The sequence below is a fragment of the Serratia sp. BNK-4 genome (assembly GCF_048685115.1).
GTDB classification, from domain to species: domain Bacteria; phylum Pseudomonadota; class Gammaproteobacteria; order Enterobacterales; family Enterobacteriaceae; genus Serratia; species Serratia bockelmannii.
The window spans coordinates 666,305-679,638 of the sequence record NZ_JBLQTM010000001.1; the positions used below are offsets into that span (position 1 = coordinate 666,305).

General features: G+C 59.8%; 17 protein-coding genes. 10 read left to right on the top strand and 7 right to left on the bottom strand.

Annotated features, from left to right (window positions below):
• On the top strand, positions 1-384 hold the full coding sequence (locus tag ACMGGW_RS03160) for a VOC family protein (RefSeq protein ID WP_089180581.1): 384 nt from the start codon (positions 1-3) through the stop codon (positions 382-384).
• Here the strand turns inward: ACMGGW_RS03160 and ACMGGW_RS03165 are convergent, their stop codons facing one another.
• The gene (locus ACMGGW_RS03165; protein WP_025301703.1) at positions 385-1,293 is read right to left on the bottom strand and encodes a LysR family transcriptional regulator; all 909 of its coding nucleotides are present in this window, start codon (positions 1,291-1,293) and stop codon (positions 385-387) included.
• A 125-nt stretch (positions 1,294-1,418) separates the two neighbouring features.
• Here ACMGGW_RS03165 and ACMGGW_RS03170 point away from each other — a divergent pair, with 125 nt between their 5' ends.
• From ACMGGW_RS03170 to ACMGGW_RS03190, 5 genes are all read left to right on the top strand, one after another.
• Positions 1,419-2,300, top strand: a complete 882-nt coding sequence (locus tag ACMGGW_RS03170; protein WP_016928920.1) for a pirin family protein — start codon at positions 1,419-1,421, stop codon at positions 2,298-2,300.
• Between the two features lie 116 nt (positions 2,301-2,416).
• Complete coding sequence (ycaC, locus tag ACMGGW_RS03175; RefSeq protein WP_025301704.1) at positions 2,417-3,043, top strand: isochorismate family cysteine hydrolase YcaC; 627 nt, start codon at positions 2,417-2,419, stop codon at positions 3,041-3,043.
• 154 nt (positions 3,044-3,197) lie between these two features.
• On the top strand, positions 3,198-3,527 hold the full coding sequence (locus tag ACMGGW_RS03180; RefSeq protein ID WP_043135582.1) for a hypothetical protein: 330 nt from the start codon (positions 3,198-3,200) through the stop codon (positions 3,525-3,527).
• A gap of 75 nt (positions 3,528-3,602) precedes the next feature.
• The gene (locus ACMGGW_RS03185) at positions 3,603-4,055 is read left to right on the top strand and encodes a thiol-disulfide oxidoreductase DCC family protein (protein ID WP_025301706.1); all 453 of its coding nucleotides are present in this window, start codon (positions 3,603-3,605) and stop codon (positions 4,053-4,055) included.
• Positions 4,056-4,141: 86 nt separating this feature from the next.
• Positions 4,142-4,393, top strand: a complete 252-nt coding sequence (locus ACMGGW_RS03190; RefSeq protein WP_025301707.1) for a hypothetical protein — start codon at positions 4,142-4,144, stop codon at positions 4,391-4,393.
• Here ACMGGW_RS03190 and ACMGGW_RS03195 read toward each other — a convergent pair.
• The 3 genes from ACMGGW_RS03195 to ACMGGW_RS03205 all read right to left on the bottom strand — a co-directional run bounded on the left by ACMGGW_RS03195 (position 4,384) and on the right by ACMGGW_RS03205 (position 6,669).
• Positions 4,384-4,932, bottom strand: coding sequence for a GNAT family N-acetyltransferase (locus ACMGGW_RS03195; protein WP_060447659.1), 549 nt, complete (start codon positions 4,930-4,932; stop codon positions 4,384-4,386). The genes ACMGGW_RS03190 and ACMGGW_RS03195 overlap by 10 nt on opposite strands.
• 94 nt (positions 4,933-5,026) lie before the next feature.
• Positions 5,027-5,758, bottom strand: coding sequence for a DUF2076 domain-containing protein (locus tag ACMGGW_RS03200; RefSeq protein WP_025301709.1), 732 nt, complete (start codon positions 5,756-5,758; stop codon positions 5,027-5,029).
• A gap of 107 nt (positions 5,759-5,865) precedes the next feature.
• Complete coding sequence (locus ACMGGW_RS03205) at positions 5,866-6,669, bottom strand: helix-turn-helix domain-containing protein (RefSeq protein ID WP_197832328.1); 804 nt, start codon at positions 6,667-6,669, stop codon at positions 5,866-5,868.
• Between the two features lie 118 nt (positions 6,670-6,787).
• Between ACMGGW_RS03205 and ACMGGW_RS03210 the strand changes: the two genes are divergently transcribed.
• On the top strand, positions 6,788-7,558 hold the full coding sequence (locus ACMGGW_RS03210; RefSeq protein WP_193402555.1) for a class I SAM-dependent methyltransferase: 771 nt from the start codon (positions 6,788-6,790) through the stop codon (positions 7,556-7,558).
• Positions 7,559-7,615: 57 nt separating this feature from the next.
• Here ACMGGW_RS03210 and aqpZ read toward each other — a convergent pair whose 3' ends face one another.
• Complete coding sequence (gene aqpZ / locus ACMGGW_RS03215; protein ID WP_025301712.1) at positions 7,616-8,311, bottom strand: aquaporin Z; 696 nt, start codon at positions 8,309-8,311, stop codon at positions 7,616-7,618.
• A 426-nt stretch (positions 8,312-8,737) separates the two neighbouring features.
• Here aqpZ and ACMGGW_RS03220 point away from each other — a divergent pair, with 426 nt between their 5' ends.
• Positions 8,738-10,099: an esterase-like activity of phytase family protein gene (locus tag ACMGGW_RS03220; protein WP_089195575.1), complete on the top strand. Its 1,362-nt coding sequence runs from the start codon at positions 8,738-8,740 to the stop codon at positions 10,097-10,099.
• A 199-nt stretch (positions 10,100-10,298) separates the two neighbouring features.
• Here ACMGGW_RS03220 and ACMGGW_RS03225 read toward each other — a convergent pair whose 3' ends face one another.
• Complete coding sequence (locus tag ACMGGW_RS03225) at positions 10,299-11,474, bottom strand: low temperature requirement protein A (protein ID WP_043135588.1); 1,176 nt, start codon at positions 11,472-11,474, stop codon at positions 10,299-10,301.
• Between the two features lie 309 nt (positions 11,475-11,783).
• Here ACMGGW_RS03225 and ACMGGW_RS03230 point away from each other — a divergent pair, with 309 nt between their 5' ends.
• Positions 11,784-12,068 carry a YdgH/BhsA/McbA-like domain containing protein gene (locus ACMGGW_RS03230; RefSeq protein ID WP_004940519.1) on the top strand — a complete coding sequence of 95 codons (285 nt, stop codon included), beginning with the start codon at positions 11,784-11,786 and terminating at the stop codon, positions 12,066-12,068.
• Between the two features lie 240 nt (positions 12,069-12,308).
• The gene (locus ACMGGW_RS03235; RefSeq protein WP_099817526.1) at positions 12,309-12,866 is read left to right on the top strand and encodes a class I SAM-dependent methyltransferase; all 558 of its coding nucleotides are present in this window, start codon (positions 12,309-12,311) and stop codon (positions 12,864-12,866) included.
• Here the strand turns inward: ACMGGW_RS03235 and ACMGGW_RS03240 are convergent, their stop codons facing one another.
• Complete coding sequence (locus tag ACMGGW_RS03240; RefSeq protein ID WP_025301716.1) at positions 12,867-13,328, bottom strand: GNAT family N-acetyltransferase; 462 nt, start codon at positions 13,326-13,328, stop codon at positions 12,867-12,869.
• Positions 13,329-13,334 lie beyond the last annotated feature (6 nt).

Genomic DNA, 13,334 nt, shown 5'->3' on the forward strand with positions numbered 1-13,334 from the left:
ATGAAAATAGCCCATGTTGCCCTGTGGACCCATGACATCGACGCGCAGCTGGCGTTCTGGCAGCGTTATTTCAACGGTGAAGCGGGGGAGGAGTATGTCAGCCGCAACCGGCCGGGGTTCGTTTCCCGCTTCGTCAGACTGGCGGCCGGGCCGTCGCTGGAGATCATGTGCGTGCCGACGTTGCTGCCGGCGCAGGCGCAGGAGGAGCGGGTCGGTTGGGCGCACATCGCGCTGTCGCTGGGGGATGAGCGGCAGGTCGATCGGTTGGCGCAGCGCGCACAGCAGGAGGGCATTTTGCTGTCCGCGCCGCGCTGGACCGGCGACGGCTTCTACGAGGCCGTCATTCGCGATCCGGATGGCAACGCGATCGAAATCACCGCCTGATCACTCTTCTTCAATGCTGGCGAACTGCTCCCCCAGATAGTCGAGCAGCAGCCGCACTGCCGGCAGCAGGCCGCGGCGCGACGGGTAGACTGCGTGCACCACGCCGCCCTGTGGCTGCCAGCCCGGCAACAGTTGCACCAGCTCGCCGCGCAGCATGTCGTCGCGCATCATCATCGCCGGTAGCTGAACGATGCCGGCGCCGGCGATGGCGGCGGTACGCAGCATCAGCATGTCGTCGGTGACCAGCCGCGGCGTGTGTTCCCACTCCACCCGTTCACCCTGCGGGCCGGTCAGCCGCCATTGGTGCTGAGCGCGCGCCGGGCCGAGATCGAGCGTCGGGTATTTACGCAGGTCTTCCGGCGTTTGCGCCGGCCCGAGGGTGCGCACCAGCGCCGGGCTGGCGGCGACGCACCAGGTGCGCTGCGCCAGGATCTTCAGCACCAGATCGCTGTCTTCCAGCGGCGGCGGCCGCACGCGGATCGCCAGATCCAACCCTTCCCCCACCACGTCCACCCGGCGGTTGGTGGCCTCCAGATGCACCGTCACCTTGGGATAATCGGCCATAAAGGTCGCCACCATGCTGCCGACGCGAGTGTGCAGGATCGCCACCGGGCAGGACATGCGCACCGTGCCGCAGGGCTCGGCGCGGGTCTGCTCGATCGCCTGCTGCGCCGCTTCCGCTTCCACCAGCATCGCCTTGCAGTGCGCGTAATAGGTTTGGCCGAGCTCGGTCACCGAGAAGCGCCGCGTCGAGCGCTGGATCAGGCGCACGCCCAACCGCTCTTCCAGCAGCGCCACGCGGCGGCTGAGCTTGGATTTGGGAATGCCCAGCGCCCGGCCGGCGGGGGCGAATCCCTGGTGATCGACCACGCTGGCGAAGAAAAACAGGTCGTTCAGATCGGTCAGCATCGCATCCCTTATCGTTCTATCAGTAGAACGCTGAGTGTACATCTTGCCTACTACTGCAGCAAACCCCGGCGGATTAAACTTCTGACATCAACTTAAGGCCGTGAGGTCTGAAACGGGAGTTCAAGATGAAAAAAATCCTCGGTATTCACAACAGCCCGGAAGCACATTGGGTCGGTAACGGTTTCCTGGTGAATTCGCTGTTCTCTTATAACGATTTGGGGGCGGAAATGAGCCCGTTCCTGCTGCTGGATCACGCAGCGCCCACCAAATTCCGCTCCGCCTCCGGCACTCGTGGCGTGGGTCAGCACCCGCATCGCGGGTTTGAAACGGTGACCATCGTCTATCAGGGCGAAGTGGAACACCGCGACTCGACCGGCAGCGGTGGGGTGATTGGCCCCGGCGACGTCCAGTGGATGACCGCCGCCTCCGGCATTCTGCACGAAGAGTTCCATTCTCGGGACTTCTCGCGCAAGGGCGGCACCATGGAAATGGTGCAGCTGTGGGTTAACCTGCCGGCCAAGGACAAAATGGCCGAGCCGGGTTACCAGACGCTGCTGAACGCCGATATTCCGGTGGTTCCGCTGGCGGACGGCGCCGGGCAGGTGCGGGTGATTGCCGGTGACTTTGGCGGCCACGCCGGCCCGGCACGCACTTTCAGCCCGCTCAACGTGTGGGACATGAAGCTGAATGCCGGCCATACCACCACGCTGACGGTGAAAGAAGGCCATACGCTGGCGCTGGTGATGTTGCACGGTGCGATCCTGGTCAACGGCGAAGACGTGGTGCGCGAAACCCAAATGGTGCGTTTCGACCGGGCGGGAGATTCGATCACCATCGAAGCTAACAATGACGTCGCACTGCTGGTGCTGAGCGGCGAACCGATCGATGAGCCTATCGTCGGCTACGGCCCGTTCGTCATGAACAGCGACGCGGAAATCCAGCAGGCGTTCCGCGATTTCAACAGCGGCAAGTTCGGCAGCATGAACGCCGAAGCGAGCGCCGGTTGAACTTTGGCGCCTGGGGCGGGCCGTGTTCCCCGGCTCAGGCGCTACACTTAAACCTCAACGCCCCGCCGCCAGGCGGGGCGTTTCATCCGCAACATCAACCCCACAGGAGTAAAACCATGACTGCAAACTACAAGCGCCTCGACAAAGACCAGGCCGCCGTATTGCTGGTGGATCATCAGGCAGGGCTGCTTTCGCTGGTGCGTGATATCGATCCCGATCGGTTTAAAAACAACGTTCTGGCGCTGGGTGATTTAGCGAAATACTTCAACCTGCCGACCATTCTTACCACCAGTTTCGAAAACGGCCCCAACGGCCCGCTGGTGCCGGAACTGAAAGCCCAATTCCCCGATGCTCCCTTCATTCCTCGCCCTGGCCAGATCAACGCCTGGGACAACGACGACTTCGTCAAGGCAGTAAAAGCCACCGGCCGCAAGCAACTGATCATCGCCGGCGTAGTAACCGAAGTGTGCGTGGCATTCCCGGCGCTGTCGGCGCTCAATGAAGGTTTCGAGGTCTTTGTGGTGACCGACGCCTCCGGCACCTTCAATGAGTTGACGCGTCAGTCGGCCTGGAGCCGCATGGAGGCCGCCGGCGCGCAGTTGATGACCTGGTTCGGCGTCGCCTGCGAGCTGCACCGCGACTGGCGCAATGACATCGAAGGGCTGGGCGCGCTGTTCTCCAACCATATCCCGGACTACCGCAATCTGATGACCAGCTACAACACGCTGACGAACGGCAAGTAACGCGACGGCCCTTTACCCAACCTTTCGCCTTTCATCACGTTAGACGCGGGATGTAAGCAAAACGTAGCGGGGCGAAAAGGTAGCGAAAAGCGGCTTTCTCATGGGCCGGGGGCGGGGTAGCGTAATCCCGAACCCGGCAAATGAGGCTAATTCAATGAAACAAGCAATCAAGATCCTGGCGCTGCCCTGCATGGGCATGGCGCTGTTATTCAGCGCGAGCGCGATGTCGGCCCCCGAGGCGCCTGCGGCCAAAGCGTTGCCGCCTGTGGCGGGTGAACCGATGCGCATGCCGCCTTTCCCGGGCGGGCACCCGCCCAAGCCGGGGTTCTGCCACGGCGGCGAGCTGTTCTGCGCCACCTCGGCCAGCGACAATCCGGTGGAAACCATCAACAAACTGACGGCGGTGATCCCGGCGGGCAGCGCCAAACATTACGAGGTACGCGTCGCGGTAGTGGCGGTGCCTGACGCACCGCCCGCGCCTTAACACGCCCTGTCATCCCGCTCTGGCCTGGGCGCGCTAGGCGCGTTAGGCTAAGGCGAGCGTTTTTCGGGAGGCGGGATGACCCCTTTATCACATCTGCCTTATCTCCAGCCCGGCGATCGCGCGCTGTTGTTCGACGGCGAATGTAATCTGTGTCACGGGCTGGTGAGGTATCTTATTCGCGCCGATCGGCAGCGGCGCATTCTGTTGGCGACGGTGCAATCCGCCGAAGGGCAGGCGATCCTGCAGGCGCTGGGATTGCCTACCGATCGTTTCGATTCCGTGGTCTATGTTGAGCAGGGGCGCTGTTGGCTACGTTCGGCGGCGTTGTTTCAGGCGCTGCGTCAAGTGGGATGGCCGTACCGCGTACTGGCGCTGGCGCGTTACCTGCCGCCGCGACTGGCGGACAAGGTCTATGATGCGGTCGCCGGTAATCGCTACCGGCTGTTTGGCCGCAACGACGGCACCGGCCTGCCGGGCACCGATCAGCCCGGGCGTTATCTGCCCCGGCGGCAGGAACCGCCGGCCTGAGCTTTACGCTTCTTTACCATCCAACCGCTTGAAATATCAACACTCCAGCTCCATATAATGGAACGTTCAGCCAACAAGGAGCGCGTATGGGAATCAGTGAAGAAGAGCACATCCGCCGTTTGACCCAGGAGAAGAACGACATGGGCAATACGGCGAAATGGGTGGCGATCGTTTCCGCCGTGTACTTTGCCTTGATGGTGTTTTACGGCCACCCGACCGGCGTGTTGGCGATGTCGGGCGCGGTGTTCATCGTGTCTACCACCACCTGGTTGAAAAAGCGTCAGAAGGTCAAATCTTACCGCATGGCGTTGGCCAAAATCAGCGACGATCAACCCTGATAGTCGCCGCGCTTTAGCGTATACACCAGGCTCGGCGCTGCGCCGGGCACGTCATCCAGCGTATCCACCCGCCGTAAACCGATCTTTTCCAATACTCGCCACGAGGCCTGATTCTCCGCACGTACAATGGCGGAAATCTCCTCCAGCGCCAATCCGACAAAACCGTATTGCAGCGAAGCCCGCGCCATCTCGGTGGCCAATCCCATGCCCCAGACGCGAGTATCGAAGCGATAGCCGAGGTTCACGGTGCGGTGCGCCCCGAGCGCTTTCCGGGACAATCCGCCAAAGCCGATAATCCAATCCGGCCGTTCGCGCAGAGCGATCGCCCAGGAACCGTAACCGTGTTGTTGCCACCCGGCAATCCTCTCGTGCAGCGCCGATGCGGCCTGCGCTTCGCTGGTGAGTGGGCCGGCGGGATTGAAACGCTGCGTTTGCGGATCGCCAAAGATGGCGTAGAAACGTGCGAGGTCCGCCATTACCGGTGGGCGCATCTGCAGGCGTTCGCTGAAGAAAGGGGTGGAAGGATTAAAGCTTGTCATCGTTTCTCTCCGCTGGATAAATGAACAGTGTTCACTGTAGACCAGATTGGCGAAACGGGAAATCCCCCTCTGCGGGTGAGAGGGGGAGAGGGCATTACAGGAAGGAGTCGTCGTCGTCGCTGTAATCGTCGTCGGCGTAGTCCGTGTCGTCCTGATAGTTGGCGTTCTGGAAGCCGTTGTCCTGGTTCAGGAAGCTGCCACCGTCGCCGTTGTTGAAGGTATCAAGGTTGTTGGAGGCGTCGAAATTGCGCATCGCGCTGTCGTCCAGCGGCGCCGGGGTTTCTTCGATAATATTCACGATTTCCTGCGGCTGCGAATGGCGGAACATGCCGGTCAGCATGTCGGCCAATACCACGCCGCCGGCGACGCCCGCCGCCGTTTGCAAGGCGCCGCCCAGGAAGCCGCCGGCACGTGAAGGCGCCGCCTGCTGCGGTTGGGCATAGGCCGGTTGCTGAGGCTGTTGCTGCGCGTTGTTCCAGGCCGCCGTATTTTGCTGCTGCGCCTGATACTGTTCGCGCGGGCTTGGCGTGCGGCTGCCGCCGCCAAACAGACCGGCCAGGAAACCGCCGCTGCTTTGCTGGCCGTGGGCGGTTTGCTGCAGCTGCGCGACCTGGGCTTCCAGATCTTTGACCCGCTGGTCCATCTGCTTGAGCGCTGCTTCCTGAATGATCATCGCCTGCGCCATGTAATAAGGGGCGGAAGGCTGCTCGCGAATATGCTGGTTGATTTGCTGCTCTGCCTGGAGATCCCGTGGGCCCGTCTTGGTCTCGGCTTCTTTCAGGCGGCCAAACAGACCATCGATAAGGCGTTGTTCTTCGGATTGCATAGGCGTACCTCGGGAGATAAATAACGTTGCTGGATGATGACTATCATCGGTAACAATCACCCTAGCGCGTTTACATGAACCAATAAATAAATGGCGGGTAAACCTGCCTATGAATTTGTTACCAATTGCGGCAGCGGGATCAGCATCACCAGCTTCAGACCGGCGTGCTCCGCCGGATGGAAGGTGAGTTGGCGATAGCGCAGTGCGCCTTGCTGAGGATGTTCGAACGCTCTTTCGCCGCCTTCGCGCGCCATCACGTCATGTTGCTTCCACCAGTGATTAAAGTCCGCGCTGTTGTGCGTCATGTTGCGCACGAAGGCGCGCATCTCTTCGGTATTTTGATGATGGCTGGTCTCGGCGCGAAACTCGGCCACCACGCGGCGAGCGCGTTCCTCCCAATCGCTGACCAGCGTTTTCGCCAACGGGTGGAAGAACATGAAGTGCAGCAGGTTGGGGCTGTTGGCCACATCCAGCCAGCCGCGGAACAGCGCCGACGCCTGCGGGTTCCAGGCGACGACGTTCCAGGTCACGTCCAGTAGATAGCAGGGCACCGTCATCTGATGCACGCTTTGCAGCACCGCGTCGTTGGCGGTTTCGCGGTGCGCTTCCTGCTCGGGATCGGCGATGCGCGCCAGGGTAAACAGGTAGTGGCGTTCGGCCGGGCCGAGCCGCAGCGCTTTGGCGATGCGTGCCAGCGTATAGGGGGAAATAGACACCTCGCGGCCCTGTTCGATCCAGGTATACCAGGTGGCGCTGATGCCGCTGATTTGCGCCAGTTCTTCGCGGCGCAGGCCGCTGGTGCGGCGGCGCGAAGAGCTAGGCAGGCCGATCATTTCCGGCGTGATGCGTTCGCGGTGCGCGCGCAGAAATGCGCCGAGGGCTTTTGGCCCGGATAAGGCTTCTGATGACATAGCGTGGTACCTATTTATACCAGGATAACTGCTCATATTGTACCCGTATAGTAGCCTGATTATAGTAGCCGAAAAGCCTTCAGGCACAGGCGCAAGCCGGATAATAACAGGAGCAAACATGAGCAACAGCAACAGCCACAAAAACGCGGTAGACCGGCAGTTCGGCGAGCAGGCCAACGCCTACTTAACCAGCGCGGTACATGCGCAGGGCAAGGATTTGCAACGCCTCGCGCAGTTACTGGCGCCGCATGCCGACGCGCGTCTGCTCGATTTGGGCTGCGGCGCCGGGCATGCCAGCTTCACCGCGGCGGCCAGGGTGGCGCAGGTGGTGGCCTACGATCTGTCGGCGCAAATGCTGGCGGTGGTGAAGCTGGCGGCGGCGGAAAAAGGCCTGGGTAACATTCAGCTGCAGCAAGGCGTGGCGGAGTCTTTGCCGTTTGAGGACGCCAGCTTCGATCTGGTCATCAGCCGCTATTCGGCGCACCACTGGCACGATGTCGGCCAGGCGCTGCGTGAGGTCAGGCGGGTGCTCAAACCGGGCGGCAGAGCGATCTTTATGGACGTGGTCTCGCCGGGGCATCCGCTGCTGGATATCTACCTGCAAACCGTGGAAGTGCTGCGTGATACCTCGCATGTGCGCAACTATGCGCCAGGCGAGTGGCTGGCGTTATTGACCGAAGCCGGGCTGGTGGTGCGTGAGGTGACGTCGGATCGATTGATGCTGGAGTTCGACAGCTGGGTGGCGCGCATGCGCACCCCGGCGCATTTCGTCACCGCGATCCGCGCGCTGCAGCAAAGCGTGTCGCAAGAGGTGGCGGAGCATTTCGCGATTCAGCTGGATGGCTCCTTTACCAGCGATATCATGATGTTTGAAGTGACGAAGGGCTGAAAGCAACGGGGCAGCCGATGAAGGCTGCCCCGTGAAACGCGATCGACTGCGATACGCTTATTTTTTGTCTTCCAGCAGGCAGCGGTAGATCAGGCCGCCGATAATGCCGCCGACCAGCGGCACCAGCCAGAACACCCACAGCTGCTGCAGCGCCCAGGTGCCCTGGAAGATCGCTACGCCGGTGCTGCGCGCCGGGTTGACGGAGGTGTTGGTCACCGGGATGCTGATCAGGTGGATCAGCGTCAGCGTCAGGCCGATCGCCAGCGGGGCAAAGCCTGCCGGCGCGCGCTTGTCGGTTACGCCATGAATAACGATCAGGAAGAAGGCCGTCAGCACCAGCTCAATCACGATGGCTGATTGCAGAGAATAACCGCCCGGTGAGTGTTCGCCGTAACCGTTGGAGGCGAAACCGCCCGCGGTGGCGTCGAAACCGGCTTTGCCGCTGGCGATCAGATACAGCACCGCCGCTGCGGCGATACCGCCGATCACCTGTGCGATCACGTAAGGGATCACGTCTTTCGCCGCGAAACGGCCGCCGGCGAATAAGCCGACGGTGATCGCCGGGTTAAAGTGCCCGCCGGAAATATGGCCGACGGCATAGGCCATCGTCACCACGGTCAGACCGAAAGCGAGCGCGACGCCGAGGAAACCAATACCCAGTTGTGGGAATGCCGCTGCTAATACTGCGCTACCACAACCACCAAACACCAACCAAAATGTGCCAAAAAATTCAGCAAAAAGTCGCTTTGACATAGATTCCATCCTGCGGAATTGACTAACGGGCGTTAGCACTAAAAACTATAGAACAGCTTTTTCAGTTCATGCAGATATTCTATAGAATTTTCTTAATGCACCTTGAATAACGGCGGTATTAAATCCCTGGTATTTTATTTTGTCTATGAGAAAAACACCGTTTTTCGCCGTGTTGACGCGCGTTTGCCGATTTTTTTATCTTTGTTATCAGAATTTACCCTAAGCAAAATGACGGGTTATTTCCGGGCGGTTTTTTCCAGCGGTTTTCTCCATTCAATACGCTCAGGTTAATTGCTAATTTCTATTTGCCAGCCAGCCTTATTGCCTGATGTGCATTTGACGAATTGCCTATTGTCATCTAAGTGTCATGCTAAATTAATATCGTCTTCTGCCTGACAACGCTTCATTTAACCTCGGGTAACAAATATGAAAATAAAATCGCTCTCCCTGCTGTTGGCTTCACTGTTTCCTGTATTGGCCCACGCTGCCGACATTGAGGTGGCGCGTTATGTGGTCGGCTTCCCCGGTGGGGAACGCGTCGCCTATCAGGGGGCGTTCGCCAAGCATTTCCCGCAGGGGTTGCCGGTGGGGATCGGCTCCGGGTTGATGTTCAACAAGAAGCAGGGCGACGATTTGGTGCTGACGACGCTGACCGATCGCGGCCCGAATGCCGATGCCCCGGCGGTAGGCAAGCAAGAGGCCAAGATTTTCGCCAATCCGCAATTCACGCCTCTGTTGATGGACATTCGTATCGGCGGCGGCAAGGCCGTGGCCGAGAATGCGCGGCCCTTGCATGACGAAAAAGGGCCGATTAGCGGGCTGCCGCTGCCGAGTGAGCTGATTGGTTCCACGAACGAAGTGGCGTTGAACGACGCGCTGCAACCGCTGTCCGGCGATCGCCGCGGGTTGGATACCGAAGGCATCATCGGTGACGGTAACGGCGGTTATTGGCTGTGCGATGAGTACGGCCCGTTTCTGATCCATGTCGACGGCAAAGGTAAAATCCTCGCCAAATATGGCCCAACGCCGCAGGCCGGCGAGCAGGCGGTGGCGAGCGGGTTACCGAACATCCTGAAGTGGCGCCAGCCTAACCGCGGTTTTGAGGGGCTGACCCGGATGCCGGATGGGCGCATTCTGGCGGCGGTGCAGAGCACGCTGGATGTCGACGGCAAAAGCAAAAACAAGGCGCAGTTTACCCGGCTGGTGAGCTTCGATCCGCGCAGTGGCAAAACCGCGATGTACGGCTATCCCATCGATATCGACAGCTATAAAAAAGCCAAAGACGCCAAAATTGGCGATGTCGTGGCGTTGGACAACCAGCGCATCCTGTTGATTGAACAGGGAACCGGTAAAGAAAAGACGATGATCAACAAGATCTATCTGGTGGATCTCGCGCAGGCCAGCGATCTGAGCGCGTTTGACGGCCAGGGTAAAGCGCTGGAGTTCGATGATGCGAAAGATCTGGCTAAACGCGGCGTGAAGCTGGCGCAGAAACGGGAAGTGGCGGATCTGCGTCAGTTGGGTTGGCGCCAGGAGAAAGCGGAAGGGTTGGCGCTGATCGACGATCGCACGCTGGCGGTGATCAATGACAACGATTTCGGCTTGCAGGCCAAGCTGGTGGATGCGTCGCCAAAGAGCAAGAAAATCGGTGACTATCAGCTGGAGAAAGGAGGGCGGCTGAGCCTCGACGGCGACAAAACCGACGCCCGCATCGAATTGCGCCCTCTGGAGCAGCCGGAATCGCTGAGTGAGCTTTGGGTGCTCACCTTGCCGCAACCCTTGAAGTGACCGAGATAGGGGGCGATAGCGCCCCCGTCAGACCGTTGACAAAGGAGGAAAAAACGTGGTTTTTCCTCCTTTGTGGCCATCAGCCGAAAATCAATAAATTGATTTTCCTTGTTTTTTATCCGCTGCTCTTTGCAAACCCGGCAATGGCATGAGGTTTGTCATCAATCTCACTGCGGGGGCGATAGCGCCCCCGTTTGTGTCAGGCTTCCGCATGCTGCTGCGGCGCTCTGCCGCGCGAGATGCTCTCCCACACCGCCACCATCACCATGATCAGCGTCGTCAGGCCATTGACCATCAGCAGATCGGTTAAATAGGCGATAGGGGCCAATACCGCCAGCGCCAGCAGCCCAACCAGGTGCGACAGCGGAAAACGGTGATACACCAGCCGTTTGTACAGCGCGTTGGCGAACAGGTAAATCGCCGGGCCGAGCAGCAGCACCGCCGCCGTGGCGTGTTGGATACGGCCGTCGGGATGGGCGATCACCAGCTCGTTGGCCACGGCGCAGACGATGATCGCCCCCACCAGCGCGACGTGCACATAATGGAAATAAGCGCCCAGTTGGCCGGGGTTTTCCGCCTGGCTGATGGCGTGGCTGCCGGCTTTGCTGCTGGTGTCGAAGTAAACCCACCACATCGCCAGGCTGCCGAGAAAGGCCACCAGCGAGGCGATGAGCACCGGCAGACTCCAGCTTTCCATCTCGCTCAGGGTGGCGCCGGTGATCAGAATAGTTTCTCCCAGCGCCACGATCACGAACAGCTGGCAACGTTCTGCCAGATGGTGGCCTTCGATGGTCCATTCGCTGCTGCTGTCCGAGCGCCCCAGGACCGGTAAACGGAAGCCGAACATCGGCGAGACGTATTCGCACAAGACGGCGATCGCCCACAGCGCCAGGCGGGCATTGCCTTCTGCCAGCCCACCGACGATCCAGAAGACGGCGGAGATGCACAGCCAACCGAGAATGCGGCGAAAGTTTTGTTTTAACGGATGATCGGGCGCCAGCAGGCGTAGCACCGTGACGGAGCGGCCAACCTGAATGGCGACGTAGAACAGCGCGAAGATCAGACCGCGTTCGCCAAACGCCTGTGGCAGCGCGGCGGCGGCGAACAGCCCTAGCAGCATGATCGCGAACAGCAGCAGGCGGATCTGACGGGTATCGGGATTGAACCAGTTGGTGACCCAGGCGGTGTATTGCCAGGCCAGCCAGACGGCGAACCACAGCAGCAGGGTTTCCAGTGCGCCGGTCAGCGTCAGGTGATGCAACAGATAGTGGGAAAGTTGGGTCACGGCGAAAACGTAGATCAGATCGAACAGCAGTTCGGAGAATGAGACCGACGCGCCCTGACCGTCACGCACGCGCAGCAGGTTTTGCGACATAAGCGTTCTTCCTTAAAAGGGTAAGCCACAAAATCAGCGTAGCTCAGCGCGCCTCGGCGGGTAAAAAATCTTAAATAGCGGCGGCGTGCGTTCTTTCTTTCGCCCTGTCTTTAATTGTTCATCAAATAGGGGTAAGGTGAACTCAATAAAGTCATTCCTGCCTGAAAATACACACTCGCACTCATATCCTCCTTATTCTCCTCACAATGATTGATGTTCTTTACGTTGCATGACGTCCGTTTTCATTGGCTAGCGGATAATTAACATCACTGACAACGAGCTAATAAACAAGAACACCTGGAGTCAATCATGAAACTTATCCCAAGCATCGCAGCCGTATTGATCGCCGCCGCTTCCTTCTCCACTTTCGCCGCGCCGCTGTCGTCGGTGAAACAGGTCAACAGCGAGCAGGCCGCCAATCTGCAAAGCATCGGCGTCGTGTCGGTTTCCGGCATTAGCGGCTCACCGCATGACGCCATCACCGCCCTGAAAGAAAAAGCCGCGGCGGACGGCGCCAGCCATTACCGCATTATCGGCCTGGACACCCCCGGGGACTCCAGTAACTGGCGCGGCAATGCGGAAATTTATCGCTAAGCGTTGATTGTTACTCTCTGGCCACGGCAACGTGGCCAATAAAATAAACGGTCGTAATAATTATCTGAACAGTCGGCGCATAAACGGCTTATTTTCAGGTCATTATTACGACCGTTTTTCTTTGTGCCGTCGTGGCTGAGGTCGCATTTTATTACAACTGTGTCTGCCGCTTTCGGAATCATGTTAATGATTACTTAAGAAATTCGGCTCACATTGGGGGCTTAACCCAAGGAGGCCTCAATGTTAAATGCGACCCGGCTGCAACTGATGAATCACTTCGCTTACTTGCAGCAATTTATGGCTTCACCGCGCACCGTCGGTACGCTGGCGCCTTCTTCCCCGTGGCTGTGCCAGGCGATGCTGAACCAGATTGAATGGACCCGTGCGCTGTCGATCGCGGAGCTGGGCGCGGCGGACGGCGTACTGACCAAACGCATCCTGGGGCGGATGCGCGCCGATGCGGCGCTGGAGGCTTTCGAAATTCAACCGCATTTCGTGCATCGGCTGCGGGGGATAGACGATCGGCGGCTGCAGGTGATGCCCCATTCGGCGACCCAAATGGCCACGGATTACGACGTGGTGTTTTCTTGCCTGCCGCTGCTGTCGATCCCGGTCAGGATCAGCGTGCGCATTCTTCAGCAGGCCCGGCAGCGGCTGCTGACGCGCAACGGCACGCTGGTGTTGTTTCAATACAGCCACCTGTCGGAAAAATTGCTGTCCCGCTATTTTCACTGGAAGCGCCTGCGGGTGGTGCGCAACTTCCCGCCGGCGCTGGTGTATGTTTGTACGCCGCGTTAGCTACAGCGTTTTCGCCATTACTACCACTTCTTCGTCATGCTGCCGCCGGCGTTCCACGGGATGCCAACCCCAGCCGGCGTACAGCGCTTCCGATTTGTCGGTGATGAGATGCAAAACCGAGTGATGGCGTTGCCGCGCCGCCTCGACGATGGCCATCTCAAGACGGTGGGCGATGCCCTTGCGGCGGTGATCGGGATGCACGAAGACGCCGGCCAGCCATGGGGTGAGATCCTGGCGCTGATGATCGTCGCTGGGCCACAGGCTGGCCATGCCCACCGGACGATCGCCGTCGATCATCATCAGCGTCAGGTGATCGTCGCTTGGCCGGCTGCAGTGGGCGAAGCGCAACTGGGTGCGCTCCAGCGAACCGCCGCGCTGTGAGCCCCATTGGCCGAAGGCCCAGGCGGCGCACACATCGGCAAACTGCGGGCACTCCGACAGCGGAATGATGCGTTGAGTCATGGAGGT